Source organism: Deefgea piscis (assembly GCF_019665785.1).
Taxonomy (GTDB): Bacteria; Pseudomonadota; Gammaproteobacteria; order Burkholderiales; family Chitinibacteraceae; genus Deefgea.
Window position 1 is genome coordinate 2,779,951 of the sequence record NZ_CP081149.1, and the last position, 22,048, is coordinate 2,801,998.

The 22,048-nt window shown below is 46.7% G+C and carries 19 protein-coding genes and 2 tRNA genes; 3 read left to right on the forward strand and 18 right to left on the reverse strand.

Features of this window, described 5'->3' with window-relative positions; translation table 11 throughout:
- Positions 1-37: 37 nt before the first annotated feature.
- The 4 genes from K4H25_RS12970 to K4H25_RS12985 all read right to left on the reverse strand — a co-directional run bounded on the left by K4H25_RS12970 (position 38) and on the right by K4H25_RS12985 (position 2,766).
- Positions 38-928, reverse strand: a complete 891-nt coding sequence (locus K4H25_RS12970; RefSeq protein ID WP_221020889.1) for a D-hexose-6-phosphate mutarotase — start codon at positions 926-928, stop codon at positions 38-40.
- A gap of 58 nt (positions 929-986) precedes the next feature.
- Positions 987-1,403 carry a MaoC family dehydratase gene (locus tag K4H25_RS12975; protein ID WP_221020890.1) on the reverse strand — a complete coding sequence of 139 codons (417 nt, stop codon included), beginning with the start codon at positions 1,401-1,403 and terminating at the stop codon, positions 987-989.
- 94 nt (positions 1,404-1,497) lie between these two features.
- Positions 1,498-2,322 carry a dienelactone hydrolase family protein gene (locus K4H25_RS12980; RefSeq protein WP_221020891.1) on the reverse strand — a complete coding sequence of 275 codons (825 nt, stop codon included), beginning with the start codon at positions 2,320-2,322 and terminating at the stop codon, positions 1,498-1,500.
- Entirely contained in the window at positions 2,323-2,766 is a 444-nt protein-coding gene (locus K4H25_RS12985) for a DUF4870 domain-containing protein (protein ID WP_255587644.1), read from the reverse strand. It abuts the gene before it with no gap.
- 109 nt (positions 2,767-2,875) lie between these two features.
- Between K4H25_RS12985 and K4H25_RS12990 the strand changes: the two genes are divergently transcribed.
- A complete protein-coding gene (locus K4H25_RS12990) occupies positions 2,876-3,679 on the forward strand; it encodes an enoyl-CoA hydratase-related protein (RefSeq protein ID WP_221020892.1) in 804 nt (267 codons plus the stop codon).
- Here K4H25_RS12990 and K4H25_RS12995 read toward each other — a convergent pair.
- The 9 genes from K4H25_RS12995 to K4H25_RS13035 all read right to left on the reverse strand — a co-directional run bounded on the left by K4H25_RS12995 (position 3,666) and on the right by K4H25_RS13035 (position 12,833).
- A complete protein-coding gene (locus tag K4H25_RS12995) occupies positions 3,666-3,848 on the reverse strand; it encodes a hypothetical protein (RefSeq protein ID WP_221020893.1) in 183 nt (60 codons plus the stop codon). The two genes, K4H25_RS12990 and K4H25_RS12995, sit on opposite strands and share 14 nt — an antisense overlap.
- Before the next feature lie 151 nt (positions 3,849-3,999).
- On the reverse strand, positions 4,000-5,835 hold the full coding sequence (locus tag K4H25_RS13000) for a peptidylprolyl isomerase (RefSeq protein WP_221020894.1): 1,836 nt from the start codon (positions 5,833-5,835) through the stop codon (positions 4,000-4,002).
- A 127-nt stretch (positions 5,836-5,962) separates the two neighbouring features.
- Positions 5,963-6,039: transfer RNA gene (locus tag K4H25_RS13005), tRNA-Asp, on the reverse strand.
- Positions 6,040-6,109: 70 nt separating this feature from the next.
- Positions 6,110-6,382, reverse strand: coding sequence for an HU family DNA-binding protein (locus K4H25_RS13010; RefSeq protein ID WP_173531936.1), 273 nt, complete (start codon positions 6,380-6,382; stop codon positions 6,110-6,112).
- Positions 6,383-6,534: 152 nt separating this feature from the next.
- On the reverse strand, positions 6,535-8,943 hold the full coding sequence (lon, locus tag K4H25_RS13015) for an endopeptidase La (RefSeq protein ID WP_221020895.1): 2,409 nt from the start codon (positions 8,941-8,943) through the stop codon (positions 6,535-6,537).
- A 134-nt stretch (positions 8,944-9,077) separates the two neighbouring features.
- Positions 9,078-10,346 (reverse strand): ATP-dependent Clp protease ATP-binding subunit ClpX, encoded by a 1,269-nt coding sequence (gene clpX, locus K4H25_RS13020; RefSeq protein WP_221020896.1) that lies wholly within the window; start codon positions 10,344-10,346, stop codon positions 9,078-9,080.
- A gap of 81 nt (positions 10,347-10,427) precedes the next feature.
- Entirely contained in the window at positions 10,428-11,057 is a 630-nt protein-coding gene (clpP, locus tag K4H25_RS13025) for an ATP-dependent Clp endopeptidase proteolytic subunit ClpP (RefSeq protein WP_173531939.1), read from the reverse strand.
- A 19-nt stretch (positions 11,058-11,076) separates the two neighbouring features.
- The gene (tig, locus tag K4H25_RS13030) at positions 11,077-12,387 is read right to left on the reverse strand and encodes a trigger factor (RefSeq protein ID WP_221020897.1); all 1,311 of its coding nucleotides are present in this window, start codon (positions 12,385-12,387) and stop codon (positions 11,077-11,079) included.
- Positions 12,388-12,748: 361 nt separating this feature from the next.
- A tRNA-Leu gene (locus K4H25_RS13035) sits at positions 12,749-12,833 on the reverse strand.
- Between the two features lie 540 nt (positions 12,834-13,373).
- On the opposite strand from K4H25_RS13035, the gene K4H25_RS13040 reads away from it, so the two are divergent.
- Entirely contained in the window at positions 13,374-13,712 is a 339-nt protein-coding gene (locus K4H25_RS13040) for a P-II family nitrogen regulator (protein WP_173531941.1), read from the forward strand.
- A gap of 161 nt (positions 13,713-13,873) precedes the next feature.
- On the opposite strand, the gene K4H25_RS13045 is transcribed toward K4H25_RS13040, so the two are convergent.
- From K4H25_RS13045 to K4H25_RS13065, 5 genes are all read right to left on the reverse strand, one after another.
- Positions 13,874-16,036 (reverse strand): primosomal protein N', encoded by a 2,163-nt coding sequence (locus K4H25_RS13045; RefSeq protein ID WP_221020898.1) that lies wholly within the window; start codon positions 16,034-16,036, stop codon positions 13,874-13,876.
- A 340-nt stretch (positions 16,037-16,376) separates the two neighbouring features.
- Complete coding sequence (hemE, locus tag K4H25_RS13050; RefSeq protein ID WP_221020899.1) at positions 16,377-17,429, reverse strand: uroporphyrinogen decarboxylase; 1,053 nt, start codon at positions 17,427-17,429, stop codon at positions 16,377-16,379.
- Positions 17,430-17,507: 78 nt separating this feature from the next.
- Positions 17,508-19,235 (reverse strand): ABC transporter ATP-binding protein/permease, encoded by a 1,728-nt coding sequence (locus K4H25_RS13055; RefSeq protein WP_221020900.1) that lies wholly within the window; start codon positions 19,233-19,235, stop codon positions 17,508-17,510.
- Positions 19,236-19,337: 102 nt separating this feature from the next.
- The gene (locus K4H25_RS13060; RefSeq protein ID WP_221020901.1) at positions 19,338-19,730 is read right to left on the reverse strand and encodes a hypothetical protein; all 393 of its coding nucleotides are present in this window, start codon (positions 19,728-19,730) and stop codon (positions 19,338-19,340) included.
- A 92-nt stretch (positions 19,731-19,822) separates the two neighbouring features.
- Entirely contained in the window at positions 19,823-21,529 is a 1,707-nt protein-coding gene (locus K4H25_RS13065) for a glutamine--tRNA ligase/YqeY domain fusion protein (RefSeq protein ID WP_255587650.1), read from the reverse strand.
- 120 nt (positions 21,530-21,649) lie between these two features.
- On the opposite strand from K4H25_RS13065, the gene K4H25_RS13070 reads away from it, so the two are divergent.
- Positions 21,650-21,979 (forward strand): DHCW motif cupin fold protein, encoded by a 330-nt coding sequence (locus tag K4H25_RS13070; protein WP_221020902.1) that lies wholly within the window; start codon positions 21,650-21,652, stop codon positions 21,977-21,979.
- Positions 21,980-22,048 lie beyond the last annotated feature (69 nt).

The following is a 22,048-nucleotide window of genomic DNA, read 5'->3' on the forward strand; positions in this document are numbered from 1 at the left end:
GGTGATGACCGGGCGTAGTCGTCGTTAATGCGTTAATTTAAACAGATAAGCGCATGGTCGCGGTATGTGCTTCACCCGCAGCGAGCACAATGGCGTTATCAAATACATTGCCGCGTTCAACACAGACAAAAGTTTGATTCACACCCGCGCCAATATCGCCAATATTGGCCGCATGTGCGCCCGGATTCCAAACAACGGCACTGTGCGTATCGCTAATAATTTGGATGCTACGCTGAGCAGTCACAATTTTTTGCTCGGCAGGCACATTTAAATACACTCGGTCGGTGGTGCCAGTAAAAGTCATATCGCCAGTTTGCAATAAGCGGACATGCTCACCGACGGTATCAATATATTCGCAGCCTGCCAAGCCTTGCACAGCAACCTGGGTATAGTCTTCAACCGCAAAATAGCTATGGAACGCGTAGGTATACGGTAGAGATGTATCGCTGCGATTTTCGATTTTTAAACTTAAATCCAAACAACGCCCTACTCGGACGGTCAATGCAAACACAAATGCATGTGGCCAAATCGCCAAGGTCTGCGCATTGTCTTGCAAGCATAAAACCAGCTCAGTACTACCGTCAGCTAAATTTTGTGCAGAACGCAATTGCCAATCCATTGCACGGGCAAAACCATGCGAAGGTAAACCATCAGGGTGGCCACCAAACCATGGCATACACAAAGGAATTCCGCCCCGGATTGCTTTAGCGGGCTTAAAAATGGCATTCGGTGATAACCAAAGCAAATCTTGGCCTTGCGCAGGAATGTATGAAATCAAGTGCGCACCTTGCAGCGCCAACACGGCCGAGCCCAAGGCATTTTCAACCACCAAGAGGGCTAAGCCCTCGCCCTCGGTTTGATAATAAGCACTAGACGTTGTCAGGCGTACACCTTTGACTTGCGCTAACATTGCTTCGATTTGCTTCATTTTCAAAAACTCCATCGCCATGCGGCTTATTTTAATTGACAGCCGCACTCAGGCGGCATTACTTTTGCTCTGGGACCCAGACCAAGGCATCTCCAGTCAGCACGACCTCGCCTTTAACCCAGCATTCCGTCAATAATTTTACTCTTTGCTTGTCGAGTAGTACTTCAAGTACTGTGACCCGAGCAGTCACAGTGTCCCCGATCCGTACAGGCTTCACAAAGCGCAAATTTTGCCCCATATAGATACAACCCGGGCCGGGCAATTTGGTACCAATCACGGTTGAAATCAAACTAGCGGTTAACATCCCATGGGCAATTCGCCCTGCAAACTGAGTTTGACTGGCAAACTCTTCATCAATATGCATCGGATTATTGTCACCACTGAGGCCTGCAAATAACACAACATCGGTTTCAGTCAGCGTTTTACGAAATTCATCTGAATCACCAACAGCGATTTGATTCAAAAATCGAGTCATTGCAAACCCCTTATGCAGATTGGTTAAAATTTCAATCAGCTACATTAACCATCGTACAAGCGATGAGCAATCCTTTTATTAATTCAGCGCAAAATTAAGGCAAAGTGCTCGGCGGAATACCTTGAATACTGCGTTCAGGATCAAACCAGCGCGAAATCCATTTAAATGAGCGTCGCCAAGCATCTTGTGCCGCAACGGAATTAGGATTGGCGCGTTTATCCCCTAATTTATTCATTTGAGCTTTGTTTTTGAATACTTCAGCATCAGCAAAGTCATGCTCTGCATCGGGATAGCTCACTTGATGAAATAGGTCTTGCCCTGATTTTTCACCTAAGCGCCGACAAAATTCGGCGGTGCTTTTTTTCCCTTCTTCCCCAACCAGCAATAAGGTCGGCGCCGCCACGCGATAAGGTGAGCGACCTAAAAACATTTGGCAGTTTGGATAAAATGCCACGGCTGATTTTACTCCAGGCTCACGTCGATTCATTAATGCCAGCACCGTGCTTGCACCATCAGACCAGCCAATCACTGCAATTCGGCTAGCATCGACTTCATTTCTCGCTTTAAGCCAAGCAATGGCAATCTGTGCATCATTGGCTCTTAAACCAGTGTTTTTTCGTTTATTGCGGCTGGAAAAACAGCCTTGGCGCTTTCCTTTTGGGCCATCTTCGTCGAGCATCAAAATACCAAAATTCATTTCTTGCAATAACGATGCCATTTTCATCAACCGCTCATGATTCGCCGCTTGGTTTTGATCCAAAGGATTGCAACCATGTAAAAGCAAGATCGCCGGTCCCATTGGTTTGGGCGGAGCAAGAAAAAAACCAGCAAGACTCACCTTGCCAGAATTAATGACCACTTCTTCTGCAGCAGTAGAGACGGAAACAAGTAATAAGAAAAAACTCAGAACAATTTTCATTTAAGCAATCAAACGTAGTGCAAAAGGAAATCGATAGAGCCACCCTTTTCTTGCATTAATGGCTCCCAAAATACAACAAACAACATGGATACAATACAGCAACCCCGCAAGCAGCCAGCCAACAAACGGAATGAGGCTCAATACAAAGCTACAAAGCAGCATTGTAATCGACCAATTGAGCGCTTCTTTACCTGTGCTCAATACAAAAGCGTCATCACGCAAAAATACATATACCACTAAGCCTGGAATAACGCTGAAAAACAAAGTGAAGAGATAAACTAAGAGCGACACATTTTTACTGTGCTGAGAAATTGCAGTTTGCGGCAAAAAAGAAGGCTGCATCAGTAAGAGCTTTGAAGACCAAACGAGGTCTGCGACTTTACCACAGCGAGCACAATGAACAAAGTCAATACGCTCAATGCTTGTGCCAAACTCGACGCTCATCGGGTTCTGCAATTGAAATAAAAATCTCCTAGCGCCAGACGAATTTCTACACTAAACAACCTAGGAACTTCCTATTTAGGAAGCAAAAAACAACGTCGAGGGCTACATAATGGATCAAACAATCTATTGCAATATCGATCAACGCGGTATTGCAACAGTGACCCTAAACCGCCCCGCCACCCGAAATGCAATTGATGAAGTTATGATTAGCGAACTGACAGCCCACTTAATTGCTTTGCAACAAGACAGCCAAATCAGAGCAGTTATTCTTCAAGCCACTGGTCATTGTTTTTGCAGTGGTGCCGATTTAAATTGGATGAAGCGAGGTGCATCAGCGGATGCCGATCTTAATTTTGAAGACGCCATTCAATTAGCAACCTTATTGCGCACACTAGATCGACTTCCGGTGCCAACAATAGCCCGAGTTCATGGTCCAGCCTTAGGTATTGGTTTGGGCATTATTTCATGCTGTGACTTAGCAATTTGTACCGAAAATGCATGGTTTATGATCCCAGAAACAAGGTTAGGTCTCATTCCTGCCATTGTTGGGCCTTATATCATTAACCGGATTGGCAGTAACGCTGCGCGCCGGTATTTTTTGACCGCCGAAAAATTCAATAGCGTCGTTGCCCAGCAAATTGGATTAATGAATGAGCAGCATCAAGATAATGAACATATGGATGCACACATTGAGCACTGGTTAAGTGAAATTGGGAAAAATAGCCCGCACGCACTATCGGCAACCAAACGATTAATTACTTCAGTCAACCATCGTGCGATTGATGATGCCATGATCTCAGACACCGCACACCGAATTGCCCACATTCGGACTCACGAAGAAGCACAAGAAGGACTCAATGCGTATTTAGAGCAAAGAGCCCCTTATTGGCAGACTCAAATTAATTCACAGTAAGCCATGGTCGCGGCCGAGGAATCGGCTGCTTTTCTTCTGATTCTGCAACAGAAAGCAAACGCAAAGCCAATTGCTGCGCATTAATTTGCTCATCTAATATGGATTTAGATCGTACCTCACTGCTAGCGCTGAGTGCTCGGCCAGTAGCCATATCCAAAATAGTCGTCATGGTGTGCTCCTCCATCAGGGTATTACGCATTGAGGAACGAAAAACAACTCGCCTTACTGTTTAATATATCGACTTGATTACTTAAAAATGCAATTTTTATTCAAAAAAAAACGGCAGCTTCACGCTGCCGTTTTTAGATCAATCACTCGTTTTATTCTGCTTTAGGCTTTGTTTGATACTTCACTTTTACATCTTTACGAATCGCATCAATAAAGGCAGCCATTTCAACTTGGCCATACATTTTGGCTAAATTCTCTTGCATACGGAACTGATCTTCTGCAGAGAGTGCCGGTGCATCAATCGCTTTAATCACTTTATAAATCACATAGCCACGGCCAGGAACAGCCCCGCCCACATACGCGGGTAGTTTGCTAGTGTTGGCTTTAAAGATCGCTTTCAAATTAGCGTCAGAGACACCCTCTACGGCCACCCGAGTAAAGGCTTGAGCCTGCCCCCACGCTAGATTTTCAACCTGTCCTGCTTGCAAAGCCGCTAATTTCTTAGCACCGTCAGCTTGCGCCAAGGCCAGCGCTTTTTCTTGCTTAAGTTTTGCCGTAATCATTGGCGTAACTTCAAGCAATGTTTGAGTACTTGCAGGTTTATATTCTAAAACTCGTGCCGATACCCATTGACCAGGCGCTAACTCTAAAGCTTCAGAATTATGTTTCGCTTTCAATACATCATCTGAATAAATCGCCTCAATCATTTTCGGATTGCCCAGCAAAGGGTCTGCCGCATTTGTACGCGTCAACCAATCACTTTGCTTCACCGCTAATTTCAATGCATCAGCAGTCGGTTTTAAGCTATTTGATTGCTGGTAGACCAACTCGGTGAATTTCTCAATTTGAGCAGGAAATTGACTTTGTGTTTTTTGTTGTTTTAACTTCTCAACCACACTCGGTTTTACATCGGCCAGCGATGTTGACTTCACATCATTGAGTTGAATAATGTGAAAACCAAAATCCGTTTCAACCAAATTACTGATTTCGCCTTTATTTAATTTAAAAGCAACTTCATCAAATGGTTTAACCATCATCCCTTTGGCAAAAAAGCCAAGATCGCCACCATTAACGGCTGAGCCTGGATCTTGTGATTTTTGCTTTGCCAGTTCAGCAAAACGAGCCGGATTGGCTTTCACTTGCGCTAAAATTTCTTCAGCTTGTTTACGTGCTGCCGTTTTATCGGCCGCTTTCGCGCTCTTATCAACTGCAATCAAAATATGGCTAGCTCGGCGCTCTTCCTTGGCCAGCTCTTGTCGATGCTCTGCAAAGTATTTTTCCACCTCAGCGTCGCTCACGCTTTGCGCTGCCGCTAAATCACTTTGTGACAACAATAAATACTCAACTTTGACCATTTCTGGTTTTTTGTAATCCGCTTGGTGAGCATCAAAATATTTTTTTACTTCAGCATCCGAAACCGTCACTTGTGGCAAATATTGCTCTGCAGAAATCGTTGCAGTAGCCACTTCACGCTTTTCAGCCATCAATTGATTGAGCTGCTGCATTGCCGCGTTTGAAACAAACCCAGTTTGCACAAAACCATCCATCAGCTGACGCATAACAATGTCTTGGCGCATTTTTTCTTCAAAAATAGCCGGACTCATTTGTTGGGAAGCTAATATTTCCTGATAACGTTGATCATTAAACTTCCCATCAACTTGAAATGCAGGAATTTGCATAATGGCATTACGAACCAATTGATCTGGCGCTGCTAATTTAAGCGCGACAGCCCGATCTTGTAGTAAACGCTGGCGAACTAACTGCTCAAGCACCATCGGTTTCATATTATCTGGAATGGCCTGATTACCAATAGCCTCTTCAAGATGTCGATCAGTAATCGTATAGCCGCCTACTTTAGCTAAATAAGGCGTGCTTTCATCATCCATTGCGGTGTAACCAGAAAGGCCCAAACCCACTACCAACCCCAAAGAGACCAAACCTAGTACCACGGTCACTGCGGTTTTATTCTTATTTACAATATCAAACATACCCAGCTAACTCCTGCTATTCATGCGCGTTATCATGCCATATTGCAGCGGCACTGTCTGTAAGCGAGTGGGATTTGCATCGCAAAATAAAAAAAAGGACAAACTTGCGTTTGCCCTTTGATTCATTTGGCGGAGTGGACGGGACTCGAACCCGCGACCCCCGGCGTGACAGGCCGGTATTCTAACCAACTGAACTACCACTCCATATCAAAAAATCACAGACAACGAGCCATGCTCATTGCAGTTATTTCAAATACCATGCAGCAAAAACAGCTTATTGAACAGCGTCTTTCAGTGACTTACCAGCACGGAATTTAGGCTGCTTTGCTGCTGCAATCGTGATGCTTTCGCCAGTACGTGGATTGCGGCCTGTGCGCTCTTCACGCTCAGACACATAAAACGAACCAAAGCCAACTAAAGTTACTTCGTCGCCACCTTTGAGTGCACCAGAAATAGCTTCAATAGTTGCATCCAGCGCTTTACCAGCAGCGGCTTTTGATAAGCCAGCAGATTCAGCGATTGCATCGATGAGTTCAGATTTATTCACTTACATCCCCTTTCAATTTAATTAAATTTAACTGTGATTTCGTTTGCTACAACGGTTATATCAAGCAGTAAAAATACGTGTCAACTACGCTTGATACTTTGTTGGGTAGTTTTAACGTCAACAACCCGTGGCAAAAACCCAAACTCAAACGCTTAATGTTTAATGCTTGGTTGCGGGGCTTCAGTTCCTTCAATCACAGGAACTTCCACAGCAATAACAGCCGCAGCCTCAGGCATACGCTCTAAAGCATGCGCCAATACGTCATCAAACCATTTGACGGAATGAATAGCAAGCCCTCGCTTCACATTGTCGGGAATTTCAGCCAAATCTTTGACATTTCCCTCGGGAATCAAGACTTGTTTAATCCCGCCACGATGCGCTGCGAGTAATTTCTCTTTCAAACCGCCAATCGGAAGAACTTCACCACGTAAAGTAATTTCGCCCGTCATCGCGACATCACAACGAACAGGTATCCCCGTCAACACTGATGTCAATGCGGTTGCCAAGCCAATACCAGCCGAAGGTCCATCTTTTGGTGTTGCACCTTCAGGCAAGTGAATATGCATATCATTTTTTTGGTAAAACTCAGGATCAATCCCCAAGCTCACTGCACGGCTGCGCACCACAGACAATGCTGCCTGTATTGATTCTTGCATCACATCGCCCAGTTGCCCTGTTTGAATCATTTTACCTTTACCCGGTAATTTGACCGCTTCAATGGTCAGCAACTCACCGCCCACTTCAGTCCACGCCAAACCGGTTACTTGGCCAATCTGATTTTTTAATTCAGCAACGCCATATTCAAAACGATGCACACCGAGATATTTATCTAGATTTTTACTTGCTACCGTGATTTTCTTATCGCTTGGCTTCATTAGCAATGCTTTAACCACTTTGCGGCAAATTTTTGCGATTTCACGATCCAAACTACGCACGCCCGCTTCACGTGTGTAATAACGAATAATGTCACGCACTGCGGTATCTGCAATCAATAACTCGCCGTCTGCAACGCCATTGTTTTTCATTTGCTTAGGCACGAGATACTTCAACGCAATATTGACTTTCTCGTCCTCGGTGTAACCCGACAAACGAATAATTTCCATCCGATCCAATAATGGCGCTGGAATATTGAGCGAATTTGCGGTCGCCACAAACATCACGTCCGATAAATCATAATCAACTTCAAGATAATGATCGCTAAATGAGTGATTTTGTTCTGGATCTAATACTTCTAGCAATGCAGAGGACGGATCACCCCGCATATCGCTGCCAATTTTATCCACTTCATCGAGTAAAAATAGCGGGTTTTTAACGCCCACTTTACTCATGCTTTGTAAAATTTTACCTGGCATTGAGCCGATATAAGTACGGCGATGACCACGAATCTCAGCTTCATCCCGAACGCCACCTAAAGCCATACGGACAAACTTGCGATTAGTAGCCCGTGCAATACTTTCGCCCAGGCTGGTTTTACCCACGCCAGGAGGGCCAACTAAGCACAAAATCGGCGCTTTTAATTTTTCGACGCGCGTTTGTACCGCCAAATACTCAACGATTCGCTCTTTAACCTTATCCAAACCATAGTGATCGGCATCTAAAACCGTTTCTGCTGCGGCCAAATCTTTACTAATTTTGGTTTTCTTTTTCCAAGGCAAAGCAAGCATAGTGTCGACGTAATTACGCACCACAGTGGCTTCTGCCGACATCGGCGACATCATGCGCAGTTTTTTGAGTTCAGCTTCGGTTTTATCCTTCGCTTCTTTACTCATACCCGCATTTTTTATTTTCTTTTCTAACTCGTCTAAGTCAGCACTTTCATCTAGCTCACCGAGCTCTTTTTGAATCGCTTTAACTTGTTCGTTTAAATAATATTCACGCTGGCTTTTTTCCATTTGCCGTTTCACACGGCCACGGATACGCTTTTCTACCTGCAAAATATCAAGCTCAGACTCAAGTTGCTTGAGCAAATGATCCATACGTGTTGCCACGTCGTCCATTTCAAGTACGGCTTGCTTTTGCTCTAATTTCAACGGTAGATGCGCCGCAACGGTGTCAGCTAAACGCCCGGCCGTTTCGATGCCCGCCAATGAAGTTAAAATTTCCGGTGGAATTTTTTTATTCAATTTGACGTATTGATCAAATTGCGTCAGCAACGCACGGCGCATACCTTCTGCTTCATGATTGCTTTCATCGGCCAAGCGCTGTGGAGTTGCTATCGCTTGATAAAAGCCATCTTGATCTTCTAAAGACTCGACGACTGCGCGTTGCAGACCTTCGACTAAAACCTTAACCGTGCCATCGGGCAATTTTAATAACTGCAAAACAGTTGCAACAGTACCAATCGGGTACAAATCGGCCATCGACGGTTCGTCTTTAGCAGCATTTTTTTGTGCCACTAATAAAACATGCTTGTTGCCTTCCATTGCCGCTTCGAGTGCTTTGATCGACTTAGGACGGCCCACAAACAACGGAATAACCATATGTGGGAATACCACGACGTCACGCAATGGCAGCATTGGGAACGAAGTAGATTCAACCGGTAGTAATTGATGCTCAGACATATTGGGATGACCTGATCGAGAGTATGTTCACAATATGTGGTCACTGCGCTTAAATTCAATTGCAGAGCCATAAACAATAACGCCCGCATTCAGCTCCAAAACAAGGAAACCGCAGCGGGCGAGAAAAAAACTACTTATTTGCTAGCTGTATCAATTTGCGGCGTAGCAGCAATAAACTCAGGTTTTGCTGCGGAAGTAATCACTTCTTTGCTAACAACAACCTTTGCAATACCTTCCATCACAGGCAGCTCAAACATCGTATCAAGCAATGTTTGCTCAACGATCGAACGCAAACCACGTGCGCCAGTTTTGCGCTCCATCGCCTTGTGTGCAATCGCCGCTAACGCGTCAGTACCAATCTCTAGCTCAACATTTTCCATTTCAAACAATTTTTGATATTGCTTGATTAAGGCATTTTTGGGCTCAGTCAGAATGGTCACCAATGCAGCCTCATCGAGTTCAGCCAGCGTTGCAACAACCGGCAAGCGGCCAACGAACTCTGGAATCAAACCAAAACGAATTAAATCATCTGGCTCAACTTCATGCAGCAATTCACCGATGTTTTTACGCTCGTCTTTGCTTTTTACTTCCGCACCAAAACCAATACCACCTTTGACTGAGCGGTTACGGATAATTTTATCCAAACCTTCAAACGCGCCACCACAAATAAATAAAATATTGGTGGTATCGACTTTAGGTAAATCTTGATTTGGATGCTTACGACCGCCACTTGGTGGCACCGAAGCCACCGTGCCTTCAATTAATTTCAACAACGCCTGCTGAACACCCTCACCCGATACATCGCGAGTGATTGATGGATTTTCAGATTTACGTGCAATTTTATCAACCTCATCGAGGTAAACAATGCCGCGCTGCGCTTTCTCGACGTCGTTATCGCACTGCGCTAATAGCTTGGCGATAATGTGCTCGACGTCTTCACCCACATAGCCAGCCTCAGTCAGCGTCGTTGCATCGGCAATCACAAACGGTACGTCAAGCAATTTAGCCATGGTTTGTGCCAGCAAGGTTTTACCCGAGCCAGTTGGACCAATGAGCAGAATATTAGATTTAGCCAACTCAACATCATTACCCGCGCGACCCTTGGTCGACAAACGTTTGTAATGATTGTAAACCGCAACCGATAAAATCTTTTTGGCTCGCTCTTGGCCCACAACATACTGATTGAGCTCATCGCGAATTTCTGTTGGTTTAGGTAAACGCTTACCCTCACCCGTCGTGATTGAATCAGCGGTTAAATCAGTCACTTCTTCTTGAATGACGTCATTACACAAATCAATACATTCATTACAAATAAAGACTTGCGGACCTGCAATCAATTTTTTTACTTCATGCTGACTTTTGCCGCAGAAGGAACAATACAATAATTTTTCTTTATCAGACATGAACAGCCATTCCGAATATAACTCGCCGAGGAAAGAAAAGCCGCCAGACTCGCTGGCGGCTACTTAGAGATCGGCTTGAGGTTAACCTGCCAAAGTCGCCCGAGAAACCAAGACTTCATCTACTAAACCATATGCTTTAGCTTCATCTGCATTCATGAAATTGTCACGATCTGTATCACGCTCAACCGTTTCAATATCTTGCCCGCTATGTTTGGCCAACAATTCGTTCAAAGTACGTTTGGTCTTAATTAACTCTCGCGCATGAATTTCAATATCCGAAGCTTGGCCTTGTAAACCGCCAATCAAAGGTTGATGAATCATAATCCGCGAATTTGGCAAAGAAAAACGCTTGCCTTTCGCTCCGCCAGACAATAAGAATGCACCCATTGAAGCCGCCATACCTACACATAAAGTAGAGACATCGGGCTTAATAAATTGCATCGTATCGTAAATCGCCATCCCAGCAGTTACCGAACCGCCAGGAGAATTGATATAGAGCGAAATATCCTTATCTGGATTTTCCGACTCTAAAAACAATAACTGAGCGACCACAAGATTGGCCATTTGATCATTCACTGGACCGACCAGGAAAATGACCCGTTCTTTCAGCAAGCGTGAATAAATATCATACGCACGTTCACCGCGGCCGCTTTGCTCAACGACCATAGGCACTAGACCGATATTTTGCGGATCAAATTCCATTCTGGACATTCCAACCTCTCAGTTTAAATTATTGACCTTGTTGGCCCATCAATTCATCAAAGCCAATCGCTTGTTCAGTTACTTTAGCTTTTGACAATACAAACTCAACCACATTGTCTTCCAAAGCCATATTGGTTGGGCCAGATAAACGATCAGCGCTTTCGTAGTACCAAGCAACCACTTCGCTTGGATCTTCGTAGTTTTGTGCCAAATCTTCAATAATGGCTTTAACTTGTTCTGGCTGAGTTGACAGTTTTTCGATTTCAACCAATTCAGACAAAGCCAAACCAAGATGAACGCGGCGTTTAGCTTGTGCTTCAAACATCGCAGGTGAAAACGGTACTGTCGCAGGATCGATGCCGCGGTTTTGCAAATCGCCCTTCGCACCTTCAACCAAACGGCCAATTTCAAGCGCGATCAAGTTACGTGGTAAATCCATTGGCGTCGCTTCAATCACCGCAGTCATTGCGCTTTCTTTGATGCGTGATTTAAGGCGGAAACGCACTTCGCGTTCCAAATTACCTTTCACTTCTGCACGCATTTTTTCTACGTCGCCGTCTTCGATACCCAAGCTTTTTGCAAAGTCTGCATCAACCGCTGGCAAGTTTGCAGCAGCTACGTTTTTCACAGTAATTGCAAATACGGCAGTTTTACCGGCAACATCTTTACCATGGTAATCGGCTGGGAAAGCAACGCTAACGTCTTTGCTTTCTCCTTCTTTCATGCCAATCACGCCAGCTTCAAACTCTGGCAACATTTGGCCTTTGCCGATCAAGAAAGCGTAGTTGTCTGATGAACCACCTGCGAAAGCCACGCCATCGATCGAACCTTTAAAGTCGATGATCACGCGATCACCGGTCTCTGCAGCACGCTCAACACGTTCAAAACGAGTGCGTTGGCTACGTAAGATATCGATGGTTTTGTTAACTTCTTCATCGCCAACGACTAACGTTGGTTTTTGAACTTCGATGCCGCTCAAGTCACCCACTTTAACTTCTGGGTAAACTTCAAACGTTGCTAAAAATTCAAAATCGCCTTCGGCACTTGAATCTTGCTTGGCTTCAAAACGTGGGTAGCCAGCAACTTGTAATTTTTGCTCAACGACAGCTTCGCCAAAAGCGCGCTCAACCGTTTCACCTAAAACTTCTTCTTGCACACGGAAACCATGGCTTTGTGCCACGATATTCATCGGTGCTTTACCAGGACGGAAACCGTCAATTTTTGCAGTTTTTGCAACGCGCTTGAGGCGGGCATTCACTTGCTGTGCGATTTCTTCGCGTGGCACCGAAATGGACAGACGACGCTCAAGAGCGCTCAGGGTTTCCAGTTGTGCTTGCATTACCAGTATTCCTCAAACGTATTTCCAGATGAATTTCATCCAGAAGAAATTATTAATCAATAAAATATAAAACAAACGGATCAAAGCCGATTTGGCCACCGTATTGCCCTAATCATGCCCATAAAGCGCCATTCTGACAGCTTTACTCAGTAAAGCTCAACATTATAGCAAAGTCTTTACAGCATGACCATCGACCACCGCACGCGCTGATCGGTATCAAGATAGCGAAAAACAGAGCAATACAGAACAAATCGGATTAAAAAGCGTAATTTCAAGATGGTGGTTTATTTTTTTCAAACGCAAAAAAGCCACTTGCATACGCTAAGTGGCTTTTCAGTTTTGATGCATTGCATCGTTGTTCTGGTGGGGGATAAGAGACTCGAACTCTTACACCTTGCGGCGCTGGAACCTAAATCCAGTGCGTCTACCAATTCCGCCAACCCCCCCCAACAAGACCCGCATCTTACAGAACAAGCCCCGAGTGGTCTAGTCTTTTTGTACTTTTTTATTAAAAAATACTGCAATTAAAAAATATTGCTTTTATTTTCAAGCAGCTAGGGTCTATTGACGTTTGGTTTCCCACCGCGCTGGAGTGCTTTTCGCGGCGAATCAAGGCGTAGTAAGCGATACATAGTCATTCTATGTGAGCTTGCTACAACACAGAGTCGCCGCGAAAAACGCCCAGACCGCAGGGTTTGGCGGCTTTTGACCTGATGCTGCGTTACAAAGCGCTGGCGTAGAATGACTACGCTGCGCGCTTCGTGCCTTGCCTCAGGCCAAACTCCGCGCAAACGCGGTTGGCAAACCAAACGTCAACAGCCCCTAACCTTTATCACCCCACAAATAAAAATCATGCCTAAGGCTTAATACTGCAAAAAGGCCGGTTTATTTGCATTCCAGTGTCAAATAAACCACAGCACTTGGCGTGATTTAGCCGACCTAGTTATACTCGGGCATCACCATTGACACTTTAAACGGAATGCCGCATGAAAAAGATCGAAGCGATTATCAAACCATTTAAACTGGATGAAGTTCGCGAAGCTTTATCTGAACTGGGCATTTCCGGCCTCACCGTCACTGAAGTTAAAGGTTTTGGCCGCCAAAAAGGGCATACCGAGCTCTACCGTGGCGCCGAATATGTGGTCGACTTTTTGCCAAAAGTTAAAATCGAAGTGGTTTTATCGGACGACCAAGTGGAAACCGCCATCGAAGGCATTATTAAAGCCGCCCACACCGGCAAGATTGGTGATGGCAAAATCTTCGTCAGCCCAGTTGAGTACGTAGTTCGTATTCGCACCGGCGAAACCAACGATCAAGCCGTATAACAAGATCAACAATACAAAATGCCAGCTGATGCTGGCATTTTTACGTCTAATCACGCTACTTAAAATCCACTCAGGTTTAATTTAGCAAGGCCGTCCCTTCATTCGTGGCGTAAGGGTATACAAACACAAGCTAAATAAAACAAATGCTAGGCAGATATACCCTAAACCTCAATTGGGTCAACATCTAAACTCCAACGCACTTTAGCTAGCTTCAACGCAGTAATCGTCGGCAAAGCCTCATCGAGCACCGCTTGCAGTTGCGCCTTGGATTGCGCGGCAATCAATAATTGCGCCCGCTCTACGCCCGCCTTTTTGAGCATCGTCGCCGCCACCGGCTGATTGAGCAATAAATGTGGCTCAGGAGCAATACACGCCCGAATTTGCGCCAATGCCGACAAGGCTTGCTCTAATTCGGGTGCATCGGCACGAAACAAGGCCCAAGCATTGGCTGGCGGCAACAACATCATTTGCCGCTCATGCAAAGTACGCTCGGCAAATGGCGCAAAATCGCGCGCCAATAATTGATGATAAAACGGATGATCAGAAAAAGCGGTTTGGATAAATACCTCGCCAGGCAGCTCACGCCGTCCTGCTCGCCCGGCCACTTGCGTCAATAATGCAAATAAACGCTCTTCGGCGCGAAAATCAACGCTATATAAACCCGTATCGGCATTAAGTACGACCACCGTCGTGAGCAAATCAAAATCATGCCCTTTAGCCAGCATTTGGGTGCCAATCACAATATCAACCTCGCCAGAATGCACTTGCGCTAGCGCTGCATCCAATTCGCCTTTTTTACTGGTTGAATCGCGATCGATTCGTAAGATTTTTTTGCCCGGAAAATGCAGCGGCAAAGACTCCTCCATCCGCTGCGTGCCCTGCCCAACTGGTTTCAAATCATGATTGCCACAGTCTGGGCAAGCCGGCGTAATCGCCTGCTCATAACCGCAATGATGGCAGCGCAAACGGCGTTCTTTTAAATGCAATACCAAACGCGCCGAACAATGCGTACAGCAGGCCATCCAGCCACATTCACCACACTGCAATACAGGGGAAAATCCACGGCGATTTAAAAAAATCAACACTTGCTCACCACGATCGAGCGCGGCATGCATCGCAGCCAGTGCCATCACATGCAAGCCATCGACGAGCCCAACATTTTTAACCGGTAGCAAAGTGATTTTTGGTAAGACGGCGCCGGGCACTGCGCGCTCAGACAAAGTGAGCATGCGATAGCGCTTCGCTTTGGCATTGGCCCAACTTTCAATACTCGGCGTGGCAGAACCGAGCGCAATCGGCACCTTGGCCTGCCGTGCACGGTACACGGCGACATCGCGCGCCGAATAACGCAGGCCTTCTTGTTGTTTGAATGAAGGATCATGCTCTTCATCGACGATAATCATGCCCAGCTGCGGCAAAGGCGTAAACACCGCCAAACGCGTACCCAAGACAATTTTGGCTTCACCACGCAGTGCCGACAGCCAATTGACCGCACGCTCGGTATCGTTCAAGCCACTATGCAGCGCCGCCATCGGCACACCCGGAAAGCGCGCACGAAAGCGCCCTTCTAATTGCGGCGTCAGATTAATCTCGGGAATCAACACTAAAACTTGCAGACCTCGCGCCAACACTTGCGCAATGGTTTGCAAATACACTTCGGTCTTGCCACTACCGGTAATGCCATACAGCAAAAACGGCACAAAACCACGCGCCGCCGTCAGCTCAGCAACGACCTGACTTTGTTCAGCATTGAGCGCCAAATCTTCGCTGGCCTTAGCGACAACTTTGGCCTCAAGTGCTGACTGCAGCCAGCCCTGTTCATGCCATGCTTTAACCCAGCGCCAAGCGCTGTCATGCAAACGACGCAGTGCCGCTGGGGTATGCGGTACAGACAAACACGCTGCGACACGGCGCTGCGCTGGCGCTCGCAAAGAAATGCAACTCAGTAAATGCGCCGGTTCCTCGGCAAAATACACCAAACTTGGCGCAGGCTCGCGAAACACGGTTGGACTACGAAATACTTTAGGCAGCGCAGCGGCGATTACTGCGCCAATCGGATAGTGGTAATAACTCGCAACAAACTGACACAACTGCAAGGTTTCGGCAGGTAATGGCGGCAAATCATCCAAAACCGCCAAAATCGCCTTAGGCGTCCCTTTAAAGTCTGCCGCATCGTCGCGTAATTCAAGCACCACGCCCGAAATGCGGCGAGGACCAAACGGCACCAGCACCCGCGAGCCGACAGCAGGCGTAAACCCCGCCACCGCATAAGCGAACAACCTTTTAAGCGGTACGTCAAGTGCAACCAAGGCAAAAGCAGCCACTTTCTCTCTCTTTATCACGCAAAAGCTTTCGCCAGCAGGTTATGCACAGTTTCTGTGGATAATTTTGTGGGCAAGTTGCAAAAAAGCCTAAAAACCCCAATAAAGCTGTACCTATGCTTAGGTTGCACAAAAATTGGACACAAAAATAAATCCAATAAAATCAACAACTTGACTTTGTCAACGATTTACATCAAATTTTTAACAGGGGATTGACAAGTTAAAAATCACCAATTTAACAAATGTGCATAACTTGATGTAACTTCACAAGAAATGACTACACAAACCCACTGCAAAGTATTGATTTTCATCGCAATTACAACTTACCAACACCCGCCCTAAGTTAATCCTTACGCGACAAGCGATGCACCGCCGCAACCAAAGCCGCAGCATGATCTGGATTGGTAAATTGCGAAATTCCGTGTCCCAAATTAAATACATGACCGGTACCGCCGCCGTAACTAGTCAAGATGCGCTCAACTTCTGCTTCAATCGCTGCCGGCGGCGCAAACAAGGCCACGGGGTCAAAATTACCTTGCAGCGCTACTTTGTCACCCACCCGACGACGCGCTTCGCCAATATCAGTGGTCCAATCCAAACCAATCGCATCGCAACCAATCGCGGCAATGTCTTCTAGCCACTGACCACCGCCTTTAGTAAACACAATCACCGGCACACGACGGCCATCGTTTTCACGCTTCAAACCAGCCACAATGCGCGCCATGTATTGCAAAGAGAACTCTTGATATTTGCCGTATGGCAAAGAGCCACCCCAGCTATCAAAAATCTGTACCGCTTGCGCACCGGCTTCGATTTGCGCATTCAGATAATCAATTACTGTAAGGGTATTAACCTCTAAGATACGATGCAACAGGTCTGGACGCGCATACATCATGGTTTTGATTTCACGATAATCGCTAGAGCTGCCGCCTTGCACCATATAACACGCCAAGGTGTACGGGCTGCCCGAAAAACCTATCAACGGTACGCGGTTATCTAGCGCCTTGCGAATTGAGCTCACCGCGTCAGTAACATACTTCAACTCGGTGCCGACATCTGGTACGAAGAGTTTGGCAACGTCTTCTTCAGTACGCACAGTACGTTCAAATTTCGGGCCTTCGCCTTCGGCAAAATACAAACCCAAACCCATCGCATCCGGCACGGTCAAAATATCCGAGAACAAAATCGCCGCATCAAGCGGGAAACGCTCTAACGGTTGCAAGGTGACTTCGGTCGCCAGCTCAGTGTTTTTGCACAATTGCAAAAATGAACCAGCGTTTTTGCGCGTCGCGCAGTATTCCGGCAAATAACGCCCCGCTTGGCGCATCATCCACACTGGCGTGTATTCAACAGGTTCACGCATTAAAGCGCGCAAGAAAGTATCATTTTTTAACATTAAAAAAATCCAACATATACGTAGGGTCGGCTTTAGCCGACAAAACAAGGTCGGCTAAAGCCGACCCTACAATAATATCTAAGACAAAATCGCCAGCGACCACTGCCCCTGTCCATGACAATCGAGCACTTGGCGGTGGTATTCAATCAGACCCGAGCGATGCCCTACGCTCACCATCACGCCTTTTTTCATGCACTCGGCAACGGCGGCATAGAGCTTGGCTTCGCCAGCCGCATCGAGTGCTGAACTGGACTCATCCATTAATAAAAAGTCCGGTTCCAGCAATAAAACACGCAGTAAAGCCACGCGTTGCTGCTCACCCAAGCTCAGCACGTGCGACCATGAATCCACTTCATCAAGTCGCGGCAATAGATGACTAAGCCCTGCTAATTCAAGCAAATCGGCCAGCGTTGCGTCTTCGTTCCGTGCGACTTGCGGGTAGAACAAAGCGGCGCGCAAAGTGCCCAATGGCATATACGGTTTTTGCGACAAAAACAACGCTTGCGTTGTTGTTGGCATCGCCAACTCACCCGAAGCATAAGGCCATAACCCGGCTAAGGTTCGCAATAAACTCGACTTACCGGCACCCGAAGGTCCTCGAATCAACACCGAGTCACCCGCACGCAATTGCAAATTCAAATTATCAATCAACAATTGACCATTGGGTTTACTGACGCAAATCTGCCGCCACTCAATACCACCCTCTTTGGCTGTCACCGCCAAACGGGGCAAGGCTTGTGCCGCTTGTAAACTGGTTTCAAATGTCGACAAACGATCAATAATAGCTTTCCAATTGGCCAAGGTGCTAAAGCTGCCGATAACAAAATCTAAAGCACCATACACCTGACCAAAAGCCGAATTAATCTGCATTAGGCCGCCAAAAGAAATTTCTTTGGCAAAAAAACGTGGTGCAGCAACAATCAGCGGAAAGATAATCGCCAATTGTCCCCAAAACGACGTAAACCAAGTAAGTTTTTTATTTCGGCGCATCAGCGCCCAAAAATTGCCCACTACCGCATTAAATCGCTGCGATAAGCGCTGCTGCTCTTCTTGATCGCCATGATATAAAGCAATCGACTCGGCGTTTTCGCGCACGCGAATCAAGCCAAAACGAAAATCGGCTTCAAAGCGCTGTTGCAAGAAATTCAAACTCACCAAAGGCCGGCCCAATAGCACGGTAATCAACGAACCAATGACGGCATAAATAATCGCCACCCAGACCATATAGCCATGAATGGTGATTTCTGTGCCCGCCAGCATAAAGCTAATCGGCCCCGATAGCGTCCACAAAATACCAATAAATGACACCAGCGTGACCAATGCACGCAATAAACCCAAAGACAAAGACAGCGAAATCGCAATAAACTGCCCCACGTCTTCGGCGATACGCTGATCAGGATTATCTGTGCCTTGATCGGTCAATTGAATCCGGTAAAAATTATTATCCGCCAACCAGCGCGCCGTAAAATGCTCCGTTGCCCAGCGTCGCCAACGGATCTCCAGCATTTGCTGAAACCACATCGTGTACACCGCAATCACGATATAGATAAACGCCAGATAGCCAAATTTATATAAAGCCTGCTCAAAACCCTTTTTATCGAGGTTTTGCATCGTGTCGTAAAATTCTTTGTACCAGCTATTAAACTGCACACTCATAAACACCATGCCGAGCGATAGCGCAATAATCAGCGCCAATAAGCCCCAAGCTCGATATTTTTCTTCTGACACCCAATAAGGTTTGGCCAATTGCCAAAAATTGCGAAACAAATGATTCACTTTTGGCGCTTGCGCGGCGTTTGTATTCATTGAATTGAGCTCAACTAGGTCAAAAACGATAGCAATAAAAACGGGGGTTACCCCCCAGTTTGTCGAATTACCCCGCTACAACAACGCGGCCAACAGCGTGATTTATTGGCAGGGTTTTTGCGTCCAGCCTTTATTTGCTGCACGTCGACATTGCCAATCTTGCTTTACGCTGTCGATCAACCACACATTCAATTCATCATTAAAGTGAAGCGCAAATTGATAGCGCTGCGCTTTCACTGAGTCATCAAGCAGCCCTTGCATTTGCAAGGCCAAGCTGACTTTTTTGGTGTCTTCGGCACTGGCTGATTTTTGCTGAATCAGCAGTTCGCGATATTCGCCAATCCCATACTCATTGGCCACCCGATCTTTCAAATAATCAAAAGCCACTTGCACCGGTGCATTACCGACTTTACCGGTGTAAATCACAGGAGAGGCTGTTTCAGCCATTGCGGTGCCACTCAAAGCGGCCAGCAGCAAGACAAGCATTGATTTCATCTGAATTCCCAAAGTATTAGAGAGTAAATCGGGTTAGACCAAGGCCTAACCCGGCATCGCAAACAGGCCAATTCACCCGACCAACAGGATGATTACTTCGCCCAGCTGTCTTTCAACGTCACCGTGCGGTTAAACACTGGCGTGCCACCCGCTTGATGCAGATGACGATCGGTAATGAAATAACCCAAACGCTCGAACTGATAACGGGTTTCTGGTGCCGCATTCACTACGCAGCTTTCGACATACGCAGTGATAGAAGTCAGCGACTCAGGATTGATAAATTGGGTGAAATCAACATACTGGCCATCGTCACCACGCACCGCATCAGGGCGCGCTTCGGTAAACAGGCGCTCGTACAAATTCACCGTTGCTGGCACGGCGTGCTCAGCAGAAATCCAGTGAATCACGCCTTTCACTTTGCGGCCTTCTGGGTTTTTGCCTAGCGTTTCGGTATCCAAACTGCAACGCAGCTCAATCACTTTGCCGCTCGCGTCTTTCACCACTTCATCACACTTAATCACGTAGGAATAACGCAATCGCACTTCCGAGCCAACGGTCAGACGTTGCCAGCCTTTGGGTGGGACTTCAGCAAAGTCGTCTTGCTCAATCCAGATTTCACGCGCAATCGGGATTTCACGCTCGCCAAATTCTTCGTGATGCGGATGGAACGGCGCACTACGCGAACCGGTTACGCCCGCTTCAAAATTAGTCAACGTGACTTTAAGTGGATTTAAAACCGCCATCACGCGTGGGCTACTGCCTTCAAGCTGCTCGCGCACCGCGCCTTCAAGCGTGGTGAAATCAATGATGTTTTCGCCTTTGCTCACGCCAATGCGCTGCGCAAACAAACGGATGCCTTCAGGGCTATAACCACGGCGACGCATGCCGCTAATCGTCGTCATGCGTGGATCGTCCCAACCCGAAACAAAATTGCCGGTCACCAATTGATTGAGTTTGCGTTTCGATGTGATCGAATACAGCAACTCAAGGCGCGAGAATTCGATCTGCTGTGGATGGCATTCCAAGCTGATATTGTCGAGTACCCAGTCGTAGAGCGGACGGTGATCTTCAAATTCCAAGGTACACAAACTATGGGTAATGCCCTCTAAGGCATCAGAGATGCAGTGTGTGTAGTCATACATCGGATAAATGCACCAGCTATCGCCGGTTTTGATATGCGTCGCGCGTTTAATGCGATAGATCACTGGATCGCGCATATTTAAGTTTGGCGATTGCATATCGATTTTAACGCGCAGCGTTTTGCTACCGTCGGCAAATTCGCCCGCGCGCATGCGGGTGAATAAATCTAAGTTTTCTGCAGGCGTGCGATCACGGAACGGGCTGTTGCGGCCGGGCTTTTGAAAATCGCCACGGTAGTCGCGCATTTGCTCGGCGTTCAACTCACACACATACGCTTTGCCAGCGTTGATCAATTCAACGGCGTAGCCGTAAAGCTGCTCAAAATAATCTGAGGAGTGGCGCACATCGCCATTCCATGCAAAACCCAACCAGCGCACATCGTCTTCAATGGCTTTGGCGTATTCGTCGTTTTCTTTTTCTGGATTGGTGTCATCCATGCGCAAATTGCACAGACCTTTGTAATCTTGAGCGATGCCAAAATTCAGGCAAATCGATTTAGCGTGGCCGATATGCAAGTAGCCGTTCGGCTCAGGCGGAAAGCGCGTCTGCACCGCGGTGTGCTTGCCGCTGGCTAGATCGGCATCAATGATTTGGCGGATAAAATTACTGTTTACAGGTGCGGTTTCTGCACTCGCTGCAGGGCTCATTTTTTCACTCATTGCGGCTCAAACTCTGGAGTTGTCTTTTATAAGTAGCGATTCTACCAAATCAACGCGCTCACTGCCTTCTCTATCGCAGCGCGTGGTATAAAGTGGCCATTATTGGAATGAGCATCTGCCATGCAAATCGCAAATATTCCTTTTGGCGTCACCGACTGGGCCAATATCGAAAAAACCGCACACCCCGGCATCACAGGGATGGCGTATTGGCGCACCCAGCAATTTGATGCGATTCGAGTCAGAATGGTCGAATATAGCGCAGGCTATCTCGCCGATCATTGGTGTAGTAAAGGCCACATTTTATTGTGTTTAACGGGCGAGCTTTACACCGAACTTGAAGACGGGCGCAGTTTTACACTGAGCGCAGGCCATAGTTATCAAGTGGCAGATCACGCCGAAGCCCATCGTTCCTCAACCCGACTCGGTGCCACGCTGTTTATTGTCGATTAAACACCGCCCCACTTTGCATAAACGACAGGCACAAAAAAGCCGCTATCGCGACTAGCGCAATAGCGGCAG